11 protein-coding genes are annotated in these 20,215 nt (G+C 51.7%); all 11 read left to right on the forward strand.

Annotation, left to right across the window (positions count from 1 at the left end):
• The first annotated feature begins 68 nt into the window (after positions 1-68).
• The 11 genes from HUW52_RS11740 to HUW52_RS11785 all read left to right on the forward strand — a co-directional run bounded on the left by HUW52_RS11740 (position 69) and on the right by HUW52_RS11785 (position 20,147).
• Complete coding sequence (locus HUW52_RS11740) at positions 69-4,754, forward strand: RHS repeat-associated core domain-containing protein (RefSeq protein ID WP_175553709.1); 4,686 nt, start codon at positions 69-71, stop codon at positions 4,752-4,754.
• Complete coding sequence (locus HUW52_RS11745; RefSeq protein WP_175553710.1) at positions 4,747-5,196, forward strand: hypothetical protein; 450 nt, start codon at positions 4,747-4,749, stop codon at positions 5,194-5,196. Before HUW52_RS11740 ends, HUW52_RS11745 begins: the two co-directional genes overlap by 8 nt.
• Positions 5,197-5,613: 417 nt before the next feature.
• Positions 5,614-6,003 (forward strand): (deoxy)nucleoside triphosphate pyrophosphohydrolase, encoded by a 390-nt coding sequence (locus tag HUW52_RS11750; RefSeq protein ID WP_175553711.1) that lies wholly within the window; start codon positions 5,614-5,616, stop codon positions 6,001-6,003.
• A complete protein-coding gene (locus tag HUW52_RS11755) occupies positions 5,996-7,039 on the forward strand; it encodes an HNH endonuclease (RefSeq protein WP_256668186.1) in 1,044 nt (347 codons plus the stop codon). Before HUW52_RS11750 ends, HUW52_RS11755 begins: the two co-directional genes overlap by 8 nt.
• A 221-nt stretch (positions 7,040-7,260) precedes the next feature.
• Entirely contained in the window at positions 7,261-8,154 is an 894-nt protein-coding gene (locus tag HUW52_RS11760) for a hypothetical protein (RefSeq protein WP_175553712.1), read from the forward strand.
• 870 nt (positions 8,155-9,024) lie between these two features.
• Positions 9,025-12,132, forward strand: a complete 3,108-nt coding sequence (locus tag HUW52_RS11765; protein WP_175553713.1) for a metallophosphoesterase — start codon at positions 9,025-9,027, stop codon at positions 12,130-12,132.
• Positions 12,133-12,947: 815 nt separating this feature from the next.
• Complete coding sequence (locus tag HUW52_RS11770; RefSeq protein WP_175553714.1) at positions 12,948-15,947, forward strand: DEAD/DEAH box helicase; 3,000 nt, start codon at positions 12,948-12,950, stop codon at positions 15,945-15,947.
• Between the two features lie 85 nt (positions 15,948-16,032).
• Entirely contained in the window at positions 16,033-16,386 is a 354-nt protein-coding gene (locus tag HUW52_RS30160) for a hypothetical protein (RefSeq protein WP_218586343.1), read from the forward strand.
• Positions 16,353-16,952 (forward strand): hypothetical protein, encoded by a 600-nt coding sequence (locus tag HUW52_RS11775; RefSeq protein ID WP_218586344.1) that lies wholly within the window; start codon positions 16,353-16,355, stop codon positions 16,950-16,952. Before HUW52_RS30160 ends, HUW52_RS11775 begins: the two co-directional genes overlap by 34 nt.
• Before the next feature lie 76 nt (positions 16,953-17,028).
• A complete protein-coding gene (locus tag HUW52_RS11780; protein WP_175553715.1) occupies positions 17,029-17,742 on the forward strand; it encodes a TIGR02391 family protein in 714 nt (237 codons plus the stop codon).
• Positions 17,743-18,440: 698 nt separating this feature from the next.
• Positions 18,441-20,147 (forward strand): hypothetical protein, encoded by a 1,707-nt coding sequence (locus tag HUW52_RS11785; RefSeq protein WP_175553716.1) that lies wholly within the window; start codon positions 18,441-18,443, stop codon positions 20,145-20,147.
• Positions 20,148-20,215 lie beyond the last annotated feature (68 nt).

Genomic DNA, 20,215 nt, shown 5'->3' on the forward strand with positions numbered 1-20,215 from the left:
ACCTGTTTTTGAGAGGTGTTCAAAAATTGTGCATAAAGGCTGGGGCTGCTGGCCGGTGAGTTGCTGTCATGACAAATGAAACTGCTGTTGCAAAGAAACGAGAACCGCAGGTTGCGGTCGCGCCTCTCAATACCATCGACATCAAGGATGTCGGTCGCGGGGCGGCGAAATTTGATGCTTGGCTGCAGTCTCTCAGCGGAGGTGTGGTTACGCTTGAACGGGTCAAAAACGTCGCTGGTGCGTTGCCGGTGGTAGGCAACATCATGGCGTTGGTCGATGCGCTCGGCGACATCGTTACCCTTGCCAAAAGCAAGCAGAGGGAGGTACTGGACTGGGTGAGTCTGGGCATCAACCTGATAGGTGTATTGCCTGCACCGCCTACCATGGCATCGGCGCGGATGACGTTGCGCCCGACGTTATCGCTGGTGCGCCAGGAGCTGCGCAATAGCGCAAAGGCGCTATTGGGTGATTCACTGATCGAAGTGCTGATCGGGCATTTGAACGCGACCATCGTTGGCACCATCGACGACTTTGTAAAACAGGCTCAACCCAAGCTTGCGTCAATTCTTGATGATGCCGGAAAGCTTGGACATGACGCTGTCAACGAGATTGCCAAAGGCCTGGAGGCTGTGGTCAATGGCAAGCTCGACGCCAAGGGCGACATGAAGGCTGCAAGTGCAAAAATGAGCGCTGCTGGCAGTCAGTTTCTACATGATCCCAAGGCGTCCATCAGTAATTTTCTTGGCGCTACCTACAGCGCCTACAAGGCTGCGGGAAAGGGTGTGGCCAACAGCGCAGCGAAGAATCTGCTGCCGGAAAATGCCAAGGCATTGGTATTAACCAATACCTCGATGCTGCGCACTTTGGGTGTCGAATTACAAACCCAAATGAAAAAGCTCGGCGATCCTGGCGTCCAGCATTCTATTGGTTGGCTGTTGCAAATGCTTGCCGGTTCCGTGCTTACCTGGCGCAAGCGTCAGTCTCATGGACAAGGTGCAAGTGTCAAGCCGGGCACCACTTCCAAAGCTCAGCGCAAAGCGGGTGAGGGGCGTCTGGAAGCAACCAGTCAACAAGCGCCGGCAACCAGCAACTGTAACAGTTGTAAAAACGCGGTAATGCCCGCAACCCAGCACAGCATCAGTTTTGCATTGGGCTCAGAATCACTCAGCCATACCGACTTCAGCTTGTCCGGTTCTTTCCCGATAGAGTGGACGCGAACCTACAGTTCACGTCTGGCTGAGTATGACCAAAGTGAACTCGGTGCTCGCTGGATCACAGCGCTGACCACGCGTTTTGATTGCCGTAGTGATGGCGTGACTTTTCACGACGCTGACGGCCGCAGCCATGATTACCCGCTCCCCAAAATCGCGCTCTCTCACTACGACGCGATTGAAAACATCACGTTGGTCAGGGCCAGCGAGGATCAGTTGGTGCTGTGCCGTGGCTTCGAGCGCAAGGAAACCTATATGCGCCGGGGCCAGCGTTACGTTCTGACGGGCGTTGAACTGCGCAATGGCGCTGGGATGATGCTGCATTACGAGCATCGTCACGGAAAGGATTCAGTGCTGTCCGACCTGATCACTTACCAGGATGATATTGCAGAGGTTCAGGCCCACCTGGGGACGATGATTGATGGGCAGGGCCGCTTGACCGGACTCTGGGAAATTCGAGACGGTGCGCCTCAACGTCAACTGTGCGCTTATCAATATGGGGACACTGGTGATCTTCTGCTGGCTCAGGATGAGAATGGGGCAAGCCGAGTTTATGAGTATCAGCATCACTTGATTACTCGTTACACGGATCGCACTGGCCGTGGCATGAATCTGCAGTGGCAAGGACAGGATGCAAAGGCTCGCGCGGTGCGCGAGTGGGCGGATGACGGTAGCTTCGACACCCGCCTGGAATGGGACGAAAACATTCGGCTGACCTATGTCACCGATGCCCACGGAAACGAAACCTGGCACTACTACGACATCCTTGGCTACACCTATCGTATTCGACATCCGGATGAGCGTTCGGAATGGTTCTTCCGCGATGAGGCCAAGAATCTGATCCGTCATGTTCACGCCAGTGGCAGCGAAGAGCGGTATAGCTACGATGAGCGTGGCAACGTGCTTGAACATATCCGGGCTGATGGCAGCGTAATGCATTACGCCTATGACGATCTGGATCAACTGATCAAAATCAGTGATGCCGAGGGTGGCCAATGGCAGCGCGCATACGATGATCGTGGCAACCTGATCGAAGCCATCGATCCGCTGGAAAACAAAACCGAATATGCCTACAACTCAGCGGGTTTGGTGACGGGGGTCAAGGACGCCCTTGGCAACGAACAAAAGCTCGATTACAACGATGCCGGCCAATTGGTGGAGTATGCCGACTGCTCAGGGAAAACCAGCTGTTGGGAATACAACGAACGTGGGCAGATGATTTGTTACACGGACGCGGCAGGTAACAGTACCGAGCATGAGTACAAGGCAGGGCACTTGGTGCTCACCAAGCATCCCGACAAGACCGAAGAGCGTTTTCAACACGATGCAGAAGGCCGGCTACTGGCTTATACGGATGGATTGGGTCAGTGCACGAGCTGGAGTTATACCGCGGCCGGTTTAATTGGCGAGCGGGTCGATGCGTGCGAACAGACGTTGCGTTATCACTGGGATCGTTGTGGACGGTTACTGGTTCTGGAAAATGAAAACGAAAAGCGTGCTCAGTTCCAGTATGACTCTTTAGGGCGTTTGTTGCAGGAGGCCTGTTTCGATGGGCAAATTACCCGTTATGGCTATGACGCTGTTACTGGGCGACTAGCCAATACCGTCACCGGCAGCAGGCGCATTGCCTGGAGCTTCGATGCCATGGGCCGATTGGCCGAGCGTTCAGCGTCTTTAGGCGATCAAACGCAGCGCGAAAGTTTCGCTTATGACGGCAATGGCAACCTTACCGAAGCCTCCAATGCAGATAGTCGCTTGCAGTGGTTCCATGATGCTGCGGGTAATCTGCTGCGCGAGCACCAACACTATCTGGGGCTGGAGAAGTCGACAATCGCGGTATGGCGACACGAGTACGACGCGTTGAATCAGCGTATCGCCACTATTCGTCCGGACGGGCATAGGGTCAGTTGGTTGACCTATGGGACAGGGCACTTGCTTGGGCTTCGCCTGGACGAGCACGAATTGCTCGGACTCGAGCGTGATGATCTGCACCGGGAGATCGCGCGTCATCAAGGCAACCATTTACTTCAAACGCAACAGTGGGACGCCGTTGGGCGACTGCAGCAGCAAATGTTGGGTCGCAGCGATGATAAGACCACCCTGCTAAAACGCGATTATCAATACGACGCGGCCGGCCAGTTGACTGACATCAATGATAGCCGTCGCGGTCCGCTCGCTTATCGTTACGACCCCGTGGGCCGACTGTTGAGTGCTGCCAGCCGACTCGGCACAGAAACGTTCGCATTCGATCCGGCCGGTAATTTGCTGGACAAGGCCAATGAGGAGGATCGGCGTCCGCTGTCTGTAGACGCTCCTCGCAGTAAGCGACTCGACAATCTTTTGAGAGAGTATGCCGGGACACACTACGAGTACGACGATCGCGGCAATCGGACGCTTCGCTGGCACGACGGTCGTTACAGTCGAATGCGGTGGGATCTGTTTGACCGTCTAGCGCACTTCGAAGACGGACGTTTGTCCGTTGACTACGCCTATGACGCACTGGGACGGCGTCTGTATAAAAATTCTGTCGCCTATTGTAAACAACGGCCTGAGGCGGGCTCCGAATGGAACCGAAACGAGTATGCACGCAAGCAGCTTGAGCTCGGCTGTGGCTTTACGCTGTATGGTTGGGACGGCGACAACCTTGCGTGGGAAAGCAGTCGTGGTCAGGTCGACGGAGGCCTCGGTCGTACGGTTCACTACATCTATGAACCTGACACTTTTGTTCCCGTTGCTCAGGCGCTTCGACATCAGTTCATTAATCTTTTGACTCAGGTCGAGCACGCTGGCGATTTCAATCTCGAAGAAGATCCGTTGTGGAATTACACCCCGTCTGCGCAACCTCTGGATGTGTTGGCCTGGTATCAGTGTGACCATCTGGGAACACCTCAGGAGCTGACGGATCAACAAGGAGATATCGCTTGGAGTGCCCAGTACAAGGCATGGGGTGAAGTTCAAGAAACTCGTTCTCGATTGGCGCAGCAGGTCGGTCTGACCAATCCAATCCGCTTCCAGGGCCAGTATCATGATCACGAGACCGGGCTGCATTACAATCGTTATCGGTACTACGACCCGCTGATCGGGCGCTTTATCGGCAAAGACCCGATCAGTTATGCGGGTGGACTGAATCTTTACGAATATGCGCCAAATCCTGTTAGCTGGGTTGATCCGCTGGGGTTGGCACGTGACACTGCCAAAAAGGCCGCAGATGCTGCACTGAAAAAGGGTAAGACCACAGGCGCCGCCTCAGAACTACGTACCGGTGGCAAAGTGTTTGTAGGGGTGAGTGGATCAAGATATCCAGTCCATCCCAAGGTCAGGAAAGCCCTAAAGGCTGTGCCGAAGGATCAACGTGAGCCATGGCATGGCAAGTGTGCAGAAATCGAGTGCTTGAGCCGATCCTATGACGCGGGAATGGATCCCGCGGGCGGTACAAGCGAAGCCGTCAATATTGGTACCTCGGGCAAGGGGCATGGAACCGCTAAAAAGGCGTGTCGCTCCTGTAGCTCCGTACTCACAACACTTGGAGTCCACCATGATTAGTCATGAGCAAATTGTTCACTTTTCAGAGCAGTTGAGTAAAGGTAAGGCTGAAGCTGAAGCGGCTCGGAACATAATGAAGTTTATGTGCGCGGGCGTAGATTTGGTTCTTCAGGACGAAGAAGTGTCCCCAATTGTCAAAAGCGCGTTTGCAGCTGCGCACAAATACTGGTTTGAAGGGGAAAAAAATGAAAAGGAGTTGAATGCTGCCAGAGTTAAATGCTGGGATTTTCTGGAGGCGAAAGGACGCGATGTCGACATTGAAGATAACGAGGACGCTGCTGTAAGAGCTTTATTTTGCGTCATGTATCCTGACAGAGTTTCCGATGAAGATTTCGTGCAAGAGTCTTTTGAGTGGTTTTTTGAGATGATCAACAGGATTGGCGATTTCAGTCAGGCGTTTGAAAAGCTAGCTACGAAAGTAGCCCTCGAGGGAGGGGCCTGACCATAAAAGGCCTAAGCGCTGGCTACCACAACCGAGGTAGCTCAGTAAAAGTGATAGCCATTTACTGGTCTAAAGTCGACATTATGAATCGCACTGGTTTCGTAGGCATAACTGGCTCGTTATTTTTTTTCGGTTCTCTACCGTTCACAACGGGCGGGAATCGGCCAAGAGCGGTTAATTGCCAGTGTCTGCTTTGGCCGATAGCGGTCGGTCAAAAGCGGCAACTATCGGCCAAAAGCGGACGTTCTGGAGCGACTGCTGTCGGCCAAAAATGGACATCAAGAGCGTCTATAAAACTTAGGGCGGTTCACAAATTGATCGACCTTGGTCTAGATTCAAAACGGCTGAGGGAATCGGCTATGATGATGGCCATTTGTTTATATGGTGCTTTTGGCCCCGGCGATAAGGACTCGCGACATGAAAAAACCGGTGGCCGCTGCAGTCGTTCATCTTGATGGGAAAATTCTCATCACTCGTAGGGCTCCAGGTCAAAAACTCGAGGGCCTGTGGGAGTTTCCAGGCGGCAAGCTTGAACACGAAGAATCTGCCCTGGAGTGCATTAACCGTGAGTTACGTGAGGAGCTTGGTGTTGAGTCTGTCGCCGGCGAAATACTCACCACCACGACTTACACCTATCCCGGCGGTGAGATCGAACTGATCGCCATTTCGGTTCAGCTGCAATCCACTCAGTTCACCTTGCAGGTCCACGACCGGTTTCAGTGGGTGCTACCTCAAGAACTCCTTCAATACAACTTGGCTCCTGCCGACATTCCCATTGCCCAAGAGATCATCCGGAAATATGGCTAATTTCATTTCTCCTGTCCCCGGATCAAACCTTAAAAACGAAGACCTAATTCTTCATTTTTTGTGCAGTCCTCAAGGTGGAATGCGCCGGTCAAATCGAACCAACACTCTCGTCATTGTTTCTAATCACGTGGCGTCAATTTACGACGATCGCTGGGTCGAAGATGTATTGCATTACACCGGTATGGGTCAGGTCGGTGATCAATCTCTTGCGTTCAACCAAAACAGAACACTGAACGAATCGCGCATTAATGGAGTGGCCGTACATCTATTCGAAGTCTTTACCGCCAAGACCTATACCTACATCGGTGAGGTAATGCTGGCTGATGAGCCATACCAAGAGAGACAACCGGATGTAGAAGGGCAGGACCGCTTTGTTTGGGTTTTCCCTTTGCGTTTGAAATCGGGCACTCCGCCGGCAATTTCTGATGTCACGCTGCAGCAACTCAATCGGGTTAAGGAAAAACAGGCCCGGAAATTGAGTGACGCTGAGGTAGAAGCGTTAGCCCGGCGTCAAGGACGGGTCAATGTTGGGAAGCGCAGCGCCAGAGTCACGCAACACCAGCGCTCACCATGGGTAGCAGAGCACGCTAAGCGTAGATCCAAGGGGCGATGTGATTTGTGCCAGGAAGCCTCTCCGTTCAACAGGAAGGATGGGACGCCATATCTGGAGACACACCATATCGAGTGGCTTGTACATGGTGGAGCAGATACGGTGGAAAACACAGTTGCTCTCTGCCCCAACTGCCATAGAAAAATGCATGTGCTTGACGACCAGGCTGACCAAATACTTTTGGTCGCACGGATCAATTCCCACTTATTAAAGGAGCTATGTGTGGACGAGGAAATCAGTTTTGAACATGAAGGGGCAAAGTACAGCGGCACCTACTCGGTTCACGGAGATGAGCTCATAGTTTATCTACCTGATGGTAGCCAGCGGGCAACCACGTTGCGTGGCCTTGACCCTGAAGTGACTGCCTTAACTCATCTACGTGGGTTTGTACTGCACTCGAAAAACGTTGATCGGACTGGTAACTGACAGTCAGCATCGTTATGCCGTGATCAGAAAACCCATCGGTAGGTCGTCATGAGTGGCTGTTCCCGGCTAGAAGCGGACATTTTTTTCGAATCCATACCTTACCTTGAGCACGCACAGCGCCGCCTACAGAGCGCGCTCACTCCGGCTTACAGATGAGTTTGATTTGCTTGCATGCAAGTTTAATGAAATAGCGCAAAATTAACGGATCCGGGAGTTTTTAGATGGCAAGCACTGAGATTAAAAACACTCTTTGCCCCTATCTGGTCAGACCTCTGATAGAGGTTGGGCAGATTAATAGGGAGCATGTACTACCAGTAGGAATAGGCGCTCCGGAGTCATTTTTTGTAGAGGCAGCATTGTCTGAGAATAGTCGGCTTAATGAGCTGATTGACGCTCCAATGGTAAATGACCAACTTATTAAGATGCTTTGCATGATGGCCGACATCCACGGACGCTCTGGTGGGAAGACTGCAACCATGCATGGAGAGACCGAGGTGGGAGGTCGATTTACTGCGAATGTTAGCAAGGAAAGTATTGATTTCAAATATCGAAAGCCTATTGAAAAGAACAAGCTCACTGGGGATTTTTTGGTAAAAGGCTTTAGCGAAGAGGTTTTTGAGGAAGCGGCTAAAATTGCCAAGAATATGGCTGACAAGGGGAGAAATAGACAAGGCGATATAACCATGCTTATCCACAGCAAAGAGCGCTTGGATATGAGCTTTTACAGTGATTTTATGTTGATTGTACGCGAGGCAATCAAGGCGGCTTACCTATTTACTGTCAAGACTTATGGGGATATTGCAATAACTTCTAAGAGCGGGCATGTGTTTAGAGCCGCCTTTGAGGCTCGTACTGAAGAAAAACTCAGAGCGTCAGGGCTGTATTGGCAGCAGCTGCCTGCCGACCATTACGAGCCTATTGTTAAACTTACTGCTAAGCATCATATGTTCATGACAAGCATAAAGGAGGATATGATGTACACTCAGGTAATCTTGTTTGGAGGGTTGTCATTTATTTTTTGGACTCCTCGGGATGACATAGAGTTCGAGCATGATGGCTGTGGAAAGCTGATTGATGCATCCAAGCAGTGTTTTATTGATAGGCCAGAAGATTGAGGTTGTATGTCATTTGACTTAGGTTTTTAAGTTCTGCACATGATTTCCTGAACTCTGGCGGCGTCCGGTGCGAATTAAATGAATGCCAACCAACACACTGATAACAATGCTTGCGGTCGCCACCGTCAGCTTTTGGCCGAACGCGGCTGCTTATGAGAGACGGCTTTCGACCATAAGCAGACGTTCAAGGTTGCCTCTCACGGTTGGTAGAGTTCGGGCCAAAGCACGCTTTCCTCGAGACACTTAAGTATTACAGCTGCAAGCTGTGAAGTGTAAAAAGATGCGATTATCAAGGACTTCCGCCCTTCTAATTTTACCATTGATCGCATTCGCGGTATGTCCAGAGTTTTCATGCGGGGACTGAGCAAGCGATTGAAGTTATTAGCTACTGATTGTATTTAAACATTCACATAAGGATAGGATGTTTTGCACGTACGCAGTCGATCATCCGGGTAATCATCTTGATTCAGTCTGAAATCACGTCTACCGAGCCGAGGATGGCATCAATTGAGACGCATGAAATAGCGCGCTTGACCTGGCTTGCACGATCTGGATATATTGATAAAACTAATATTATGATCCATGGTTTCATGCACCTCCTTTAAATTGTAGTAACTGTCGAAAGGAATCGATTCTAATGACCAATCTTAACTTGACCTCCTTAAGCGCTTTTGCGCCATGTTTGATGCAAGGTCAACTAAATGGAAGGCGGGCATTGTGCAGGCTACGCAGTCTCGTATCGACGCTTAAGTTCGAAAGATACCTGTCAACTTGCTTTATATAAAGCAATTAGTTTTAGGTGTTGTAGTCGGCCAAGTTCTCAAAAAATAATTTCGATCTAGGTAAGATCGCCACAATATTGGTAAATACATGAAAAAAGAATTAGTCTGGCTACACTTATCAGATATCCACTTCCATCCAAAGACCGCTTGGCGCGATAATGTTATCCGCCGTGAATTGTTGACTTTTTTGAGCCGTAGATTCGCCAGCGGCCTTCAGAAGCCGGACATCATATTCTGCACGGGGGATATTGCATTTGGAGAAACCAGCGGTGCCCCACTCAAAGAGCAGTATAAGGAGGCAGCAAAGTTCTTCGATGATCTGCTTCAGTGTTGCGATCTTACCAAAGATAGATTATTCCTAGTCCCCGGAAATCATGATGTTAATAGAAAAAACATTTCAGGTGACCAGCAGGCGAGACTGGTCGAGATGGCGGAAAAGTCGCGAAATCATGTTGGCGAGATTAATGAGCGGTTTGCAGATTGTACTTTTGATCACAAATCCGCAATGGGAAGACTAGTCGAATATGGAGATTTTGTTAAAGAATATCGTCCGGAGTTATACAAAGAACACTATCATTTATACGCCCATACTCTAGAAATTAACGATTTTATCGTAGGGATAGCTGGATTTAACTCTGCGTGGAGTTGCGCGGGACCAGAAGATGATCGTCATGTATGGCTTGCAAGCGAGTGGCAGTTTAATTATATGTCGGAAATAATCAATGGTGCGGATATTCGGATTGGCTTAATTCATCATCCGTTCGATTGGCTTAGTGAAGCTGAGCAACATGACGCAGAAAGTCGTGCAAGTAGGAGTCTGCACTTTCTTCTACATGGTCATACTCATACATCTTGGGTCCGCCCTACTGAAAACTGCATTCAGTTAGCCGCGGGCGCTGTAGGAGCAGATACCGTAGATCAATTTGGTGTTAACTTAGTGAGGACCGACCCGCTCACTGGAGCAACCACTGCCCATTTATTCGGGTATAACAAAGGTTGGACAATACAGCCAGTTGCCGACCACGCTGATGAAGGGCAATGGAGTTTCAACTCTTCCCTTAGACTTAAGAAGCCGCAGAAATATAGCGCAGGGTCAGATGCAAATACTCAGGCTGTGAATCACCCTTCATTGCCTTATGTGCCACCATTTTGTGGGCGCGAAAAACTTCTCAATGTGCTAACTGATTATCTAGAGCATAACTCATCGATTGCTTTGTACGGAATGAGTGGAAATGGGAAAACGGCGCTAATCAAAAAACTTCATGACCAAGCGAACTTTAACTCCTTAAAGTTTCTCGATATAAATTGTAGCAAGCAAATAACCGCAGGAGAGATTTTTCGCAGGTTGCTGGATGTTCTAAATAATCGCCGAGAAGATCCGCAGCCGCCGAGCGGAGTAACTTCAAGAGAAATGGCAGCGGGGTTGCTGAAATCCTATCCCGACCCCCACACAGCCTATATCTGGGTAAACAACGCACACTTACTTATGCACAATAGTAAATGGCGAAATGCGGAAGTACGTATTTTGCTAGAAAGCCTCTCAATTGCTTTTCCCGATTGGAAATTTGTTTTTGAACTTAATGAAAAGGTCGATGACGGCAGTTTCGGCGTTAACTGTCTACTTTATGAGGTTCCAGGCTTGGATAAGTCGGGGTTCGCTCAACTACTTGTTGAAAGTGCTCCTCTGGGACAGGAAGAGGAATGGACCTATTCAGGCAATAGTCTGAAAGCTCTATTCCAATGGTTAGGAGGTGGGCACGGGGGAACCGCTCACACGTTAGCCGCAGAATTACTTGCGTCTATCGCGCGGGAAAAACGCTCTACACCATGGGATGTTTATCAAACAATACGCCAAGACGTTATTGATCGATTAGACGAAAAATTACTTTCCATATTACATGATGAAATAATCGGGGATAGCGAACGCAGTCTTTTGAGGGTTCTGGCACTTTACAGAAATGCAATCCCACAAGACCATGCTGACAAGCTAGAGGATGGCATTGGTGTAAGTCATGCTTGGCAAAAATTAAGAAGACTTGGTCTTTTGCCGATTGACAATAACAAAGATCATTATTTACACGGATTTATTACCGGCTGGATTCGCCAAAAAATGGCTCTCGGTGACGCAGAGTTTTCTCCAGACTACGCTAGCAGCATACCTGAAGAAATCTCCAGTAAGCACTTGCTAATTGCTCAATGTTGGCAACATCAAATTGGCAGGCAGATAGAGCAGATTAACCTACAGAGAGCAAACGAGGCTTTTTATCATCTGCTTTGTGCGGATTCCCTCGCTGATATAGATATTTGGATTGCTCATTTGGAAGGAAAGGAAATAGGCTGGAGCGAGAGTGCCCTCTGGGGAATATATCATCGACGGCGGGATGCAGGAGAAAGTGTTATTCGGCAACAGGAAGTTTTGCAGATAATAGTAAATATTTATCCTCGAGACTCCAAGGCTTGGCGCTTTTATGGTGAAAGCTTGCAAAAAACTCAGAGTTTGGGTTGCGATGAAGCGATCTACGCATTTGAAAAAGCGTTGCAGTTGAATCCCAACTTTCCGCCAGGTGTTGCCAACCTTGGACAAGCACTTTTGGCACAGGGTAAAGCTGGCGCTGAATTTTTTTTAGAACGACTAGAAACTCATCAAAAAGATTATCCAGACTCTGTCAATAATTATGTTCAATCGGTCCAAAATCGCTGTATTCAATTAGTCGTGGATGCAGCGGAGGCTTCCCGTCAGCGCCGATTGGCCATTGAAGAAGGAAGTATGAATTCGGCTCTTTATAATGAAGAGGCCTTATATCAACTGGAGCAGCAGCAAAACCCAGATAAGTCACTAAAGATATTAGAAAAAGCTCAGTCCTTCGGCGCTACAGATGTGTATACAGACTCCATTTTGGGAAAAGTTTTAGAGCAATTAGGTCGTGGTCCCGAGGCTTCACAGTTACGTATGAACTTAATTCTCGAAGGCGCAGTTGATGATGTGATTTTTTGCGACGAGATTTATTATCAGTTAGAAAAAGCAGAAGACTTACCGAAGTCGATTGAGTTATTAAATCTTTTTGAGGCGAAAGGTGGAAGTCAATCATGGATTGAGCGTCTTCGGCGGAAGATACTTACAATGCAAAGCCAAAAAAATCATAGCTATGTAGCTGGAAAGAAAATATTCAAATGGTCACTGCCTCATCATGGATGACGCCATTTAAAAAATAGCCTGTAAAAGCGAGATTTGCTTGTCGTCTTAGAACTATAGATTTTGTCGTTAGTTTTAGTGGCTATTCTCGCTATCTGCTACCAAGCTGATTATAGGGCGCCTAACTTCTAACAAGTTAGTCCTTCTTCGTGCTTATGCGTCTTGAGCGTCCGTTCTTGGCCGGAAGGTGCCGATTTCAACCGTCCGCTTCTGGCCGGAAGCGGTCGGTTATGAGCGCCTGCTTATGGGTGACACCGCTAGCTTTGGGTAGTGAGCAGTCATTCGCTAACGTCTGCTAACCGCCGACCTCCGATTCAGGCAGCGGGAGCGGCGTGCTAACAATTATGTTGAGGGCAAATCTAGGGTCGCAGCAGACCACAAGACGCCAAAGGATTGAACGGAGAGACCGATTAATGTTGGCCTTACGCCTGTAGCGACGAGAGAAGGGGGGCGAAGCAAAATTCTGCCTCGCGACCAATGCGAGACATCTATCGTGTGAAAACAGAAAAGCAACCGTAAGAAAAAGAAATTCATCAAATCGTTGATGGCCATATAGAGTCACGCGGGAAGCACGCCAATTGCTGAAGCGTCTCGCTGCTTCAATGACGCTGTGCTTGGCTGAAGTGCCGAACAGCGTATCGCGAGACAACGCCTCTAAGCGAACGCTCAACCGAAAATCCGCTTCGTTTCATCGGGAGAGTTGACGCAATTAAATCGGCGGATGCGACTATGCTCGTTGTTCCTGGGGGCGTTGCGTCCGCGCGCGGCGAGCGACGTGATCGAATAACTCTTGGCGCAAAGCGGATAGGGGGGGCGACGTGGCGATCAAAGCTATTTTCGTGGGCATCAACAAACACCTCGACGCGACAATCCCCGAGCTGGGCGGGGCCCGCCGCGATGCGACGGCGTTGTGGGCGCTGTTCACCGACACCGTCGAAGGCCTGGCTGGCCGACTGCTTGTCGATGAGGTCGCCACGCATGCAGAGGTGTCGCAGGCCATCCTCGGAACGCTGTCGGCCGCGGGCCAGGAAGACGTGATAGTCATCACATTCGCTGGCCACGGTTCTCCCGATGGAAACCTGGTCCTGTTCGATACCAACGCAGCCGATCTTTCCAGCACAGGCCTGTCGATGGCGGGCCTGGCCGATGCCTTTAAGGCGACGAAGGCGCGTGCGGTGCTGTGCGTGCTTGACTGCTGCTTCAGCGGGCAGGCACCTGCGCGTGTACTGGAGGCTGCAGCGCGACCGCGCAGTGCATTTGCGTTGACTGGGATTTACGGGGAGGGGCGCATTCTGCTTGCCGCCTGTGCAACCAACGAATCCGCCTGGGAGCAGCCGGGCACCGGACACGGATTGCTTACACATGCCGTGATCGAGGCGTTGACGGGGGCGGTCGGCGACTCGGTCAGCTTTCCGGAAATCGCCGGGGAGATCATTCGATTGGCGCGTGTCGAGGCCGAGCGCATCAGCGTGACACAGACGCCTGTATTCCTGGGCAACGTCCTGGGTGGCCTCGTGTTTCCGGCTCTCAGGCGCGGTGACAACTACGCCGCTGCGTTCCCAGCTAGAGCGGTCCAGCAAATGTCGGGGTCGTTTGCGGAATTTTCTGCGCACGGCTTTCCGCCGGAAATCGTCGAACAGTGGACAACGGACTTCCCGCGAGGCCTCAACGCACTGCAACTCAAGGCAGTCAACGAACACGGCGTACTGGCCGGCAGATCGCTGCTGGTGGTCGCGCCCACTAGTTCAGGTAAGACCATGATCGGCGAACTGGCTGCGATTCAGGCAGTCACAGCCGGCAAGAAAGCCGCGTTTCTGCTGCCGTATCGGGCGCTGGTCAGCGAGAAGTTCGAGGAGTTCAGCGAGCGATACGGACCTGCGGGGCTGCGCGTCGCTCGGTGCAGCGGTGATGCAACGGATGGCATCGGTCCCGTGTTGGGCGGCCGCTATGACCTGGGTTTCTTCACCTATGAAACCTTTCTCAATCTGGCGCTCGGTTCGCCGCGCCTGTTCAACCAGCTCGGACTCGTCGTACTTGACGAGGGGCAGTTCATCACGGACCCTAATCGAGGTATTACGGTTGAGCTGATCTTCGCGCTCCTGCTACGAGCACGTCAGCGTGGCATTGAACCGCAACTTGTGATCTTGTCGGCGGTGATTGGCAACCTCAACAGCTTCGATCGCTGGCTCGACCTTCCCTTGCTGATATCCCGCGAGCGGCCTGTGCCCCTGGTCGAGGGCGTGCTTGATCGACACGGGACGTTCCAGTTTGTCGATGCGGACGGCACCACCAAGACCGAAGCCCTGTTGCCAGCACATCGCATCGTGCAGCGTCGCGAAAAGCCCAGCTCGCAGGACGTGATCGTGCCGCTGGTCCAGCAACTGGTCGCACAGGGCGAAAAGTTGCTGGTCTTCCGCAACATGCGTGGTCCGGCGCAGGGCTGCGCCAAATACTTGTCCAAGGAATTGGTACTCGGTCCCGCGACTACCGTTCTGGCCGTGCTTCCGACTCAAGATCTGACTGGCGCCTCGCAGGATCTGCGGGAGTGCCTCGCTGGCGGTACTGCATTCCACAACACCAATCTCTTGCGTGCGGAGCGCGAAGCCGTCGAGAAGGGGTATCGCAATGCTGGCGGTGGCATCCATGCGCTGGTAGCCACGACGACGCTGGCTGCCGGCATCAACACTCCGGCATCTACGGTGATCCTCGCGGAGAACGAATTCGTCGGAGAGGACGGCCGGCCATTCACCGTCGCCGAGTACAAGAACATGGCGGGGCGGGCGGGACGGCTCGGATACAACGAGACCGGCAAGGCCATCATCCTCGCCGACACGCCGATGGAGCGCGCGCAGCTATTCCAGAAATACGTGCTCGGTGTGCCAGAACATGTGAAGTCATCCTTCCAGCAACGAGACCTGCCAACCTGGACGCTGCGCTTGCTTAGCCAAGTCAGGGGCGTGCGTGCCACCGACATTCCTGGCCTCTTGGTCAACACGTTCGGTGGCTACTCTGCATCACGTGCGAATCCTCAATGGATCGCGATGGTGGAGCACGAAGTCACCGCTTTGGTCGAGCGCCTGTTACAGGCTGGGCTGGCCGAGCGCGAGGGCGAGTTGATCCACCTTACCTTGCTCGGACGCGCCTGCGGCGCTTCGTCCTTGTCGTTTGAGTCGAGCCTGCGGCTGGTCGAGTTGATGAAACAACTCAACGCCGCACAGACGTCGCCCACCCAGGTGCTGGCGATGGTGCAGGTCCTCGACGAGATGGATTCGATCTATACACCGGTCATGAAGCGGGGCAGGTCGGAGAGCGTGCGCTCCAATGATGTGGCGCAGCGTTATGGGCATGCCATGACGCAGGCACTGCAGCGATATTGCCGGGACGAGATTGAGTTCTGGTGCCGATGCAAGCGCGCGGCGCTCTTGTACGACTGGATCGAGGGCACCCCCGTCGATGTGTTGGAGAAGCGGTTCTCTACCACGCCCTTCGGAGGCGCCGTTGGATACGGGAACATCATCGGTATCGCAGACGCAACCCGCTTTCACCTGCGCTCGACGCACCAAATCCTGTCGGCACTCTTCCCGGACCAGCCTACGTTCTTGGCGGGACTCGACGAAATCCTGCAGCGGCTCGAATTCGGCCTTCCAGCCGGTGCGTTGCTGCTTACAAACTTGCCGATTGCTCTGACTAGGGGGCAGTACCTCGGGCTCTTCAATGCCGGATGCTTGACGCCGGAAGCCGTGAACGACTTGAGCGTAGAGCGGCTAGAAGCATGCATTGGTCCAACTAGCGCGTCCTTAATGAGGCCACAAGCATGAACACCATGGTACTGCGCAGGGAAATGAGTATTTTGGATAGACACGTCGCCACCATCGCGTCGTGGGCGCGAACGGAGTCAACGTGATGAGCGACTACTTCAGCGATCGTCAGAATGGTCCGCGCGCACGCACCGAGCAGGTGATTTCGCCCACGGTCTGGGCGGGCCTGGTGGCAACGGTGCAGGCGTTGATCAATAGTGGCGCATTCGGCCTGCGTTTCCCCGAACGCTGCCTGGACGGACAAGCAACTTGCGGCGGCGATGCGGACGCCTTGGCGGCTTCGGTAAGCGCAGAAATGCCGGGTCTGGCTTGGCCGTTGGAGACCGTCTCCATTGATGGGGAGAGCTACTTTGCCAACCGCCAACCGCCAACCGCCAGCCGTTCGCGCCGGACACCTTGCTTGTCTTGGACTTCATCGAGTTCGTTCACGCGTCATTGACAAAACCGATCTTAGGAAAGTATCACGACTACTTCAGTCATCACCACCTGACCTTCGACCAAGAGGCGGGGCAGGAAGACTTCCGCGTGACCGTCAATCGTATATTCGCGCGCAACGGGGTTGCGTTCGAGATGCTGCCCAATGGCCGAATTGAACGAGTGCTCCCGCCGGTGCTTGGCGAAGAGCTGAAGCGAACGCTCTTCAATACCGGTGATCGCACGCTCGACAATATGCTCGACGAGTGCCGGGCTAAGTTTTCGGACTGCAATCCATTGGTGCGTCGTGAAGCGCTGGAGCGGCTGTGGGACGCATGGGAACGACTCAAATCACTGGCTGACCCGAGCGACAAGAAGCGCTCAGTCAAGATCATCCTCGACGCGGTTACTTCCGTGCCGTCACTGCGGGAGAGATTGGAGACTGAAGCGAGAGAACTGAGCTCCATTGGAAACAGTCACCTCATTCGGCATTCGGAAATCAGCCAGGTGCCGGTGATGGATGTGGACCAGGTCGACTACCTGTTCCACCGCCTGTTTGCCATGATTCAACTGATGCTGAGAAAAAAGTAGTAGTTGGGTCGCTCAAGAGTTATGCGGCGTTAGTGACGCCTTAATAAATGGAAAAGATAAGTCGGGGAGGGACGCAATGCTTGAATGGTACTTGCAGGTAAATGCTCTATTTCGGGCAATGCGTCAGAAAGCGATCGACGCACAAGGCCTCCTTGAGAGCGACGATAAAGCAGGGGCCAAGTTGATCAATGGCTATTTGAAATCCGACTATCAACTGCTACGCAAGCTGTGGACCGGCGCAGGATTCCCCGAGCAGGACATGGGAAATCTTGGCAGGCATATCGGATTTGGCGACGCGAATGACTACGACGACATTCTTGCGCGCGATCTACCCCATGTTGAGGTGAGGGCAGAAGCGCACGTGCGCGACGCGACGGGCGCCAAACCGAGCATTGGTTTTGAGGAATTGCTGCATCCGGTTATCTTCGCGCATGCCTTCCAGCACTATATGGACGGACATTACCGCGATGCCGTGTTGAACTCCGTCGTTGCAATCTTTGATCTGATGCGAGAACGCACTGGCCTGGATCTCGACGGCGCAGCATTGGCGACGCAAGTGTTGAGCTTGGAGAGACCGCACCTGATCCTTAGCGAACTCGACACGGAGTCGGGTAGGAATGATCAGAAAGGGTTCATGCAAATTTTGGTCGGCGCTTACCTTGGCATTCGCAATCCCAAGGCTCATTCGCTAAATCATGATCTCGACTCGGAGAAGGCCGCGCAGTATCTGATCTTCACCAGCCTTCTCGCTCGACGGATCTACGAAGCAATAGACGCTCCGAAGATCTGATTCAGGCAAAACCAGATGGCCTTGAGCTGGCTAAATGCCGTTACCGCCTTTGAAAACTCGCTAATGTTGATCGCCCCCCCCCAAAAAAACGACTTCCGAGAGCAAAGACTGGAGTTAGACAGAACACCCGCTTTCGGCCGAAATCAGCCTACTGCTCAAGTAGTCTGTCGCATTAAATCTGGCAATTGAAATTTTCGGTAGGATGGCGTCTGAAAAGCAGGGTTGCGGAAATGCCCGAAAAGATGCGGAAACGATCCATAGAGAGAGGAGCAAAATTCCTGAATGCCAGAAACGACAAAGCCCTGAATAATCAGGGCTTTGTCGTACATAAGATGGCGGAGGCGATGGGATTCGAACTCATGGACCTGTTACAGTCGACGGTTTTCAAGACCGTACAATGATCGGATCTTATGACTGACCGGCTCCTTTTGGGAAATTGCTTCCAACCGTAACCGAGCGACTTCGGCGAGAAACGGACGGCGATGAGCCTACCCATCTGGCCGCTAGCGAACGTTCAGGAACGACCGCTTCCGGCCAGAAGCGGACATTCCCATGCGACCGCATACGGCCATAAGCAGAAGTTCGCAAGCGGCCGCAAGCTGCCAGAAACAGCCCATGTACTAAGTCGCAAATGAGTAGCGTCAAGCCGTCAATGATGTTATATCGAAAAATAATAACCACCATCTAAAGAACGTAAAATGTCACTCAACAATCCCGAAACTGCGCAGCGACTTCTAGATGCATGGAAAGCAATAAGAGAGGGGACGTTGAAATTTCCTCCATCACTGCAATCCCATGCAGATGAGCTATTAGCTGCTCCTTTGACAGCTACTGGATTGGTAGATACTAAAGGTATTTCCAGAGAGACTGTATTGATGGCAACAAGCTTTGGCGCAGCGATGTCGGTACAAAGACAAGAGGCTTTAAAGGAAAAAGCTCATAAATCAATCACTGGTGCGAACGAAGTTCAAGTTAAACTATTTGCCCTTTTCAGCTCGTTTTTTTCTGCATTGACAGGTCGCTCGGTCGATCTGATAAATGACGTGGCCGAGATTAAGCAAAGGTTGATGTGGCGTGTTAAATATCAACCAGACGTGTTCGCCGGTTCAGTAAATCGAGTAGCAGAAGAGCTGGGTGAGTTTTATAATTGCCACTCCACAAACATTTATCAACATGCAAAGACTTTCGGTGGAATGAGATTAGTTACTGGTGGCCAGCGTCAATTTGGCCCATCCGCACTCAATGCCGTTCGCATAACCGGTCTTTACGCAGATACACAACTAATTCCAGATCCTATATATCCATTCATAAGTTCCGACCTAAACCTAAATGCGGTACACTTGCAACTTGCCATTCAACTTTTCCACATTCTACAGTTGCGGCCATTAGTGGATGCTCAGTTACCCGTGCCAGCCGTTTTTGTTTTTCCTAGCTTCGAGGAAGTATTGGAGAGGAACGATGCACATACCAAGCTGGGGCTTGAGGAGTTAGCGATTCGCTTGATCTCGCCACTTTGCCGCGGGCAGATTCAATCACTAGAGGAGCTAGTCGACTATTCAAATAAACAGGAAACTGCGTTTCTTGACGCACTGATGCCATCAGGCTTGTTCATCCCTCCAGGCGGAAAACTAGGGATTCAACTCAGCGCCGCCGAAGCGGCAAGCCAATATCTCAAAGAGCTTGAGGGAATACGATCGCCTCTAATTTTGGATCAAATGAAACGCGTGTCCACCGGCCCACTGCTTCTCAATGGCGTTCTGGAGAGAATTCGCCCTCAGTACCATTTATTTGAGAATTCCAGCGAACTTGGGGCACAAGCACTTCTTTCGCAGCCTGTTCATTGGCACTATTTCGAGAAAATTGCGCAAGCAAATGCCAGAGATCTACGCTCTAAAAATGTTATTTCTGATCAAGCGCTTCGGACGCTTCACGCGATTCAGGATGACAGTCTATCCTGGCTTGCTAATATCCCCGTAAAGACTCTCGCTCAGCTAATTTTAAATAACGAACATCGATGGCTCCGAGAGGAACTCAACAAATATACAAGCCAATTGGCGTCCACAGGCCCCATTGATACGAATGAAATGATCAAAGAAGTCAGCCACGGTCTCGCTTCGCTGGTACAGCGGCAACGCAAGAGCCTTAAGGATATTGAGTTAAAGTATGCACCGAAGAAAGCAGCAGTCCTTACAGGCAGCATCATGGGGGCGGGGCTAGTAGCATCGGCAGTCATGCTTCCCTTACTTTCCCCGTTCCTTGCAGTGGGTGTTCCCACAGTTGCACTGGCAGGCGCAGCTAGCGGTGCCCTCATTGGTTTTGGTAAAGAAAAAATAGGCGAAGTCGTTGAGAAGCGTCATGCGGGTCAATCTATGCTGGGCGTGCTCGCTACAACCAGGCCTATTTGATACTCCGCGTCCTTCCACTGCCGTATCTGATTAGTTTGAGCGAGATGCTGGAGAGGGGCAGGTTGGTA

The organism is Pseudomonas sp. 43A (genome assembly GCF_013363935.1).
Lineage (GTDB): Bacteria > Pseudomonadota > Gammaproteobacteria > Pseudomonadales > Pseudomonadaceae > Aquipseudomonas > Aquipseudomonas crudilactis.

Excerpts from the sequence above, each read along its gene's own strand:
- HUW52_RS11760 (WP_175553712.1), top strand. The coding sequence starts at position 7,261 with ATGGCAAGCACTGAGATTAAAAACACTCTTTGCCCCTATCTGGTCAGA.
- HUW52_RS11765 (WP_175553713.1), top strand. The coding sequence starts at position 9,025 with ATGAAAAAAGAATTAGTCTGGCTACACTTATCAGATATCCACTTCCAT.
- HUW52_RS11740 (WP_175553709.1), top strand. The coding sequence starts at position 69 with ATGACAAATGAAACTGCTGTTGCAAAGAAACGAGAACCGCAGGTTGCG.
- HUW52_RS30160 (WP_218586343.1), top strand. The coding sequence starts at position 16,033 with ATGAGCGACTACTTCAGCGATCGTCAGAATGGTCCGCGCGCACGCACC.
- HUW52_RS11755 (WP_256668186.1), top strand. The coding sequence starts at position 5,996 with ATGGCTAATTTCATTTCTCCTGTCCCCGGATCAAACCTTAAAAACGAA.
- HUW52_RS11745 (WP_175553710.1), top strand. The coding sequence starts at position 4,747 with ATGATTAGTCATGAGCAAATTGTTCACTTTTCAGAGCAGTTGAGTAAA.
- HUW52_RS11780 (WP_175553715.1), top strand. The coding sequence starts at position 17,029 with ATGCTTGAATGGTACTTGCAGGTAAATGCTCTATTTCGGGCAATGCGT.
- HUW52_RS11785 (WP_175553716.1), top strand. The coding sequence starts at position 18,441 with ATGTCACTCAACAATCCCGAAACTGCGCAGCGACTTCTAGATGCATGG.
- HUW52_RS11750 (WP_175553711.1), top strand. The coding sequence starts at position 5,614 with ATGAAAAAACCGGTGGCCGCTGCAGTCGTTCATCTTGATGGGAAAATT.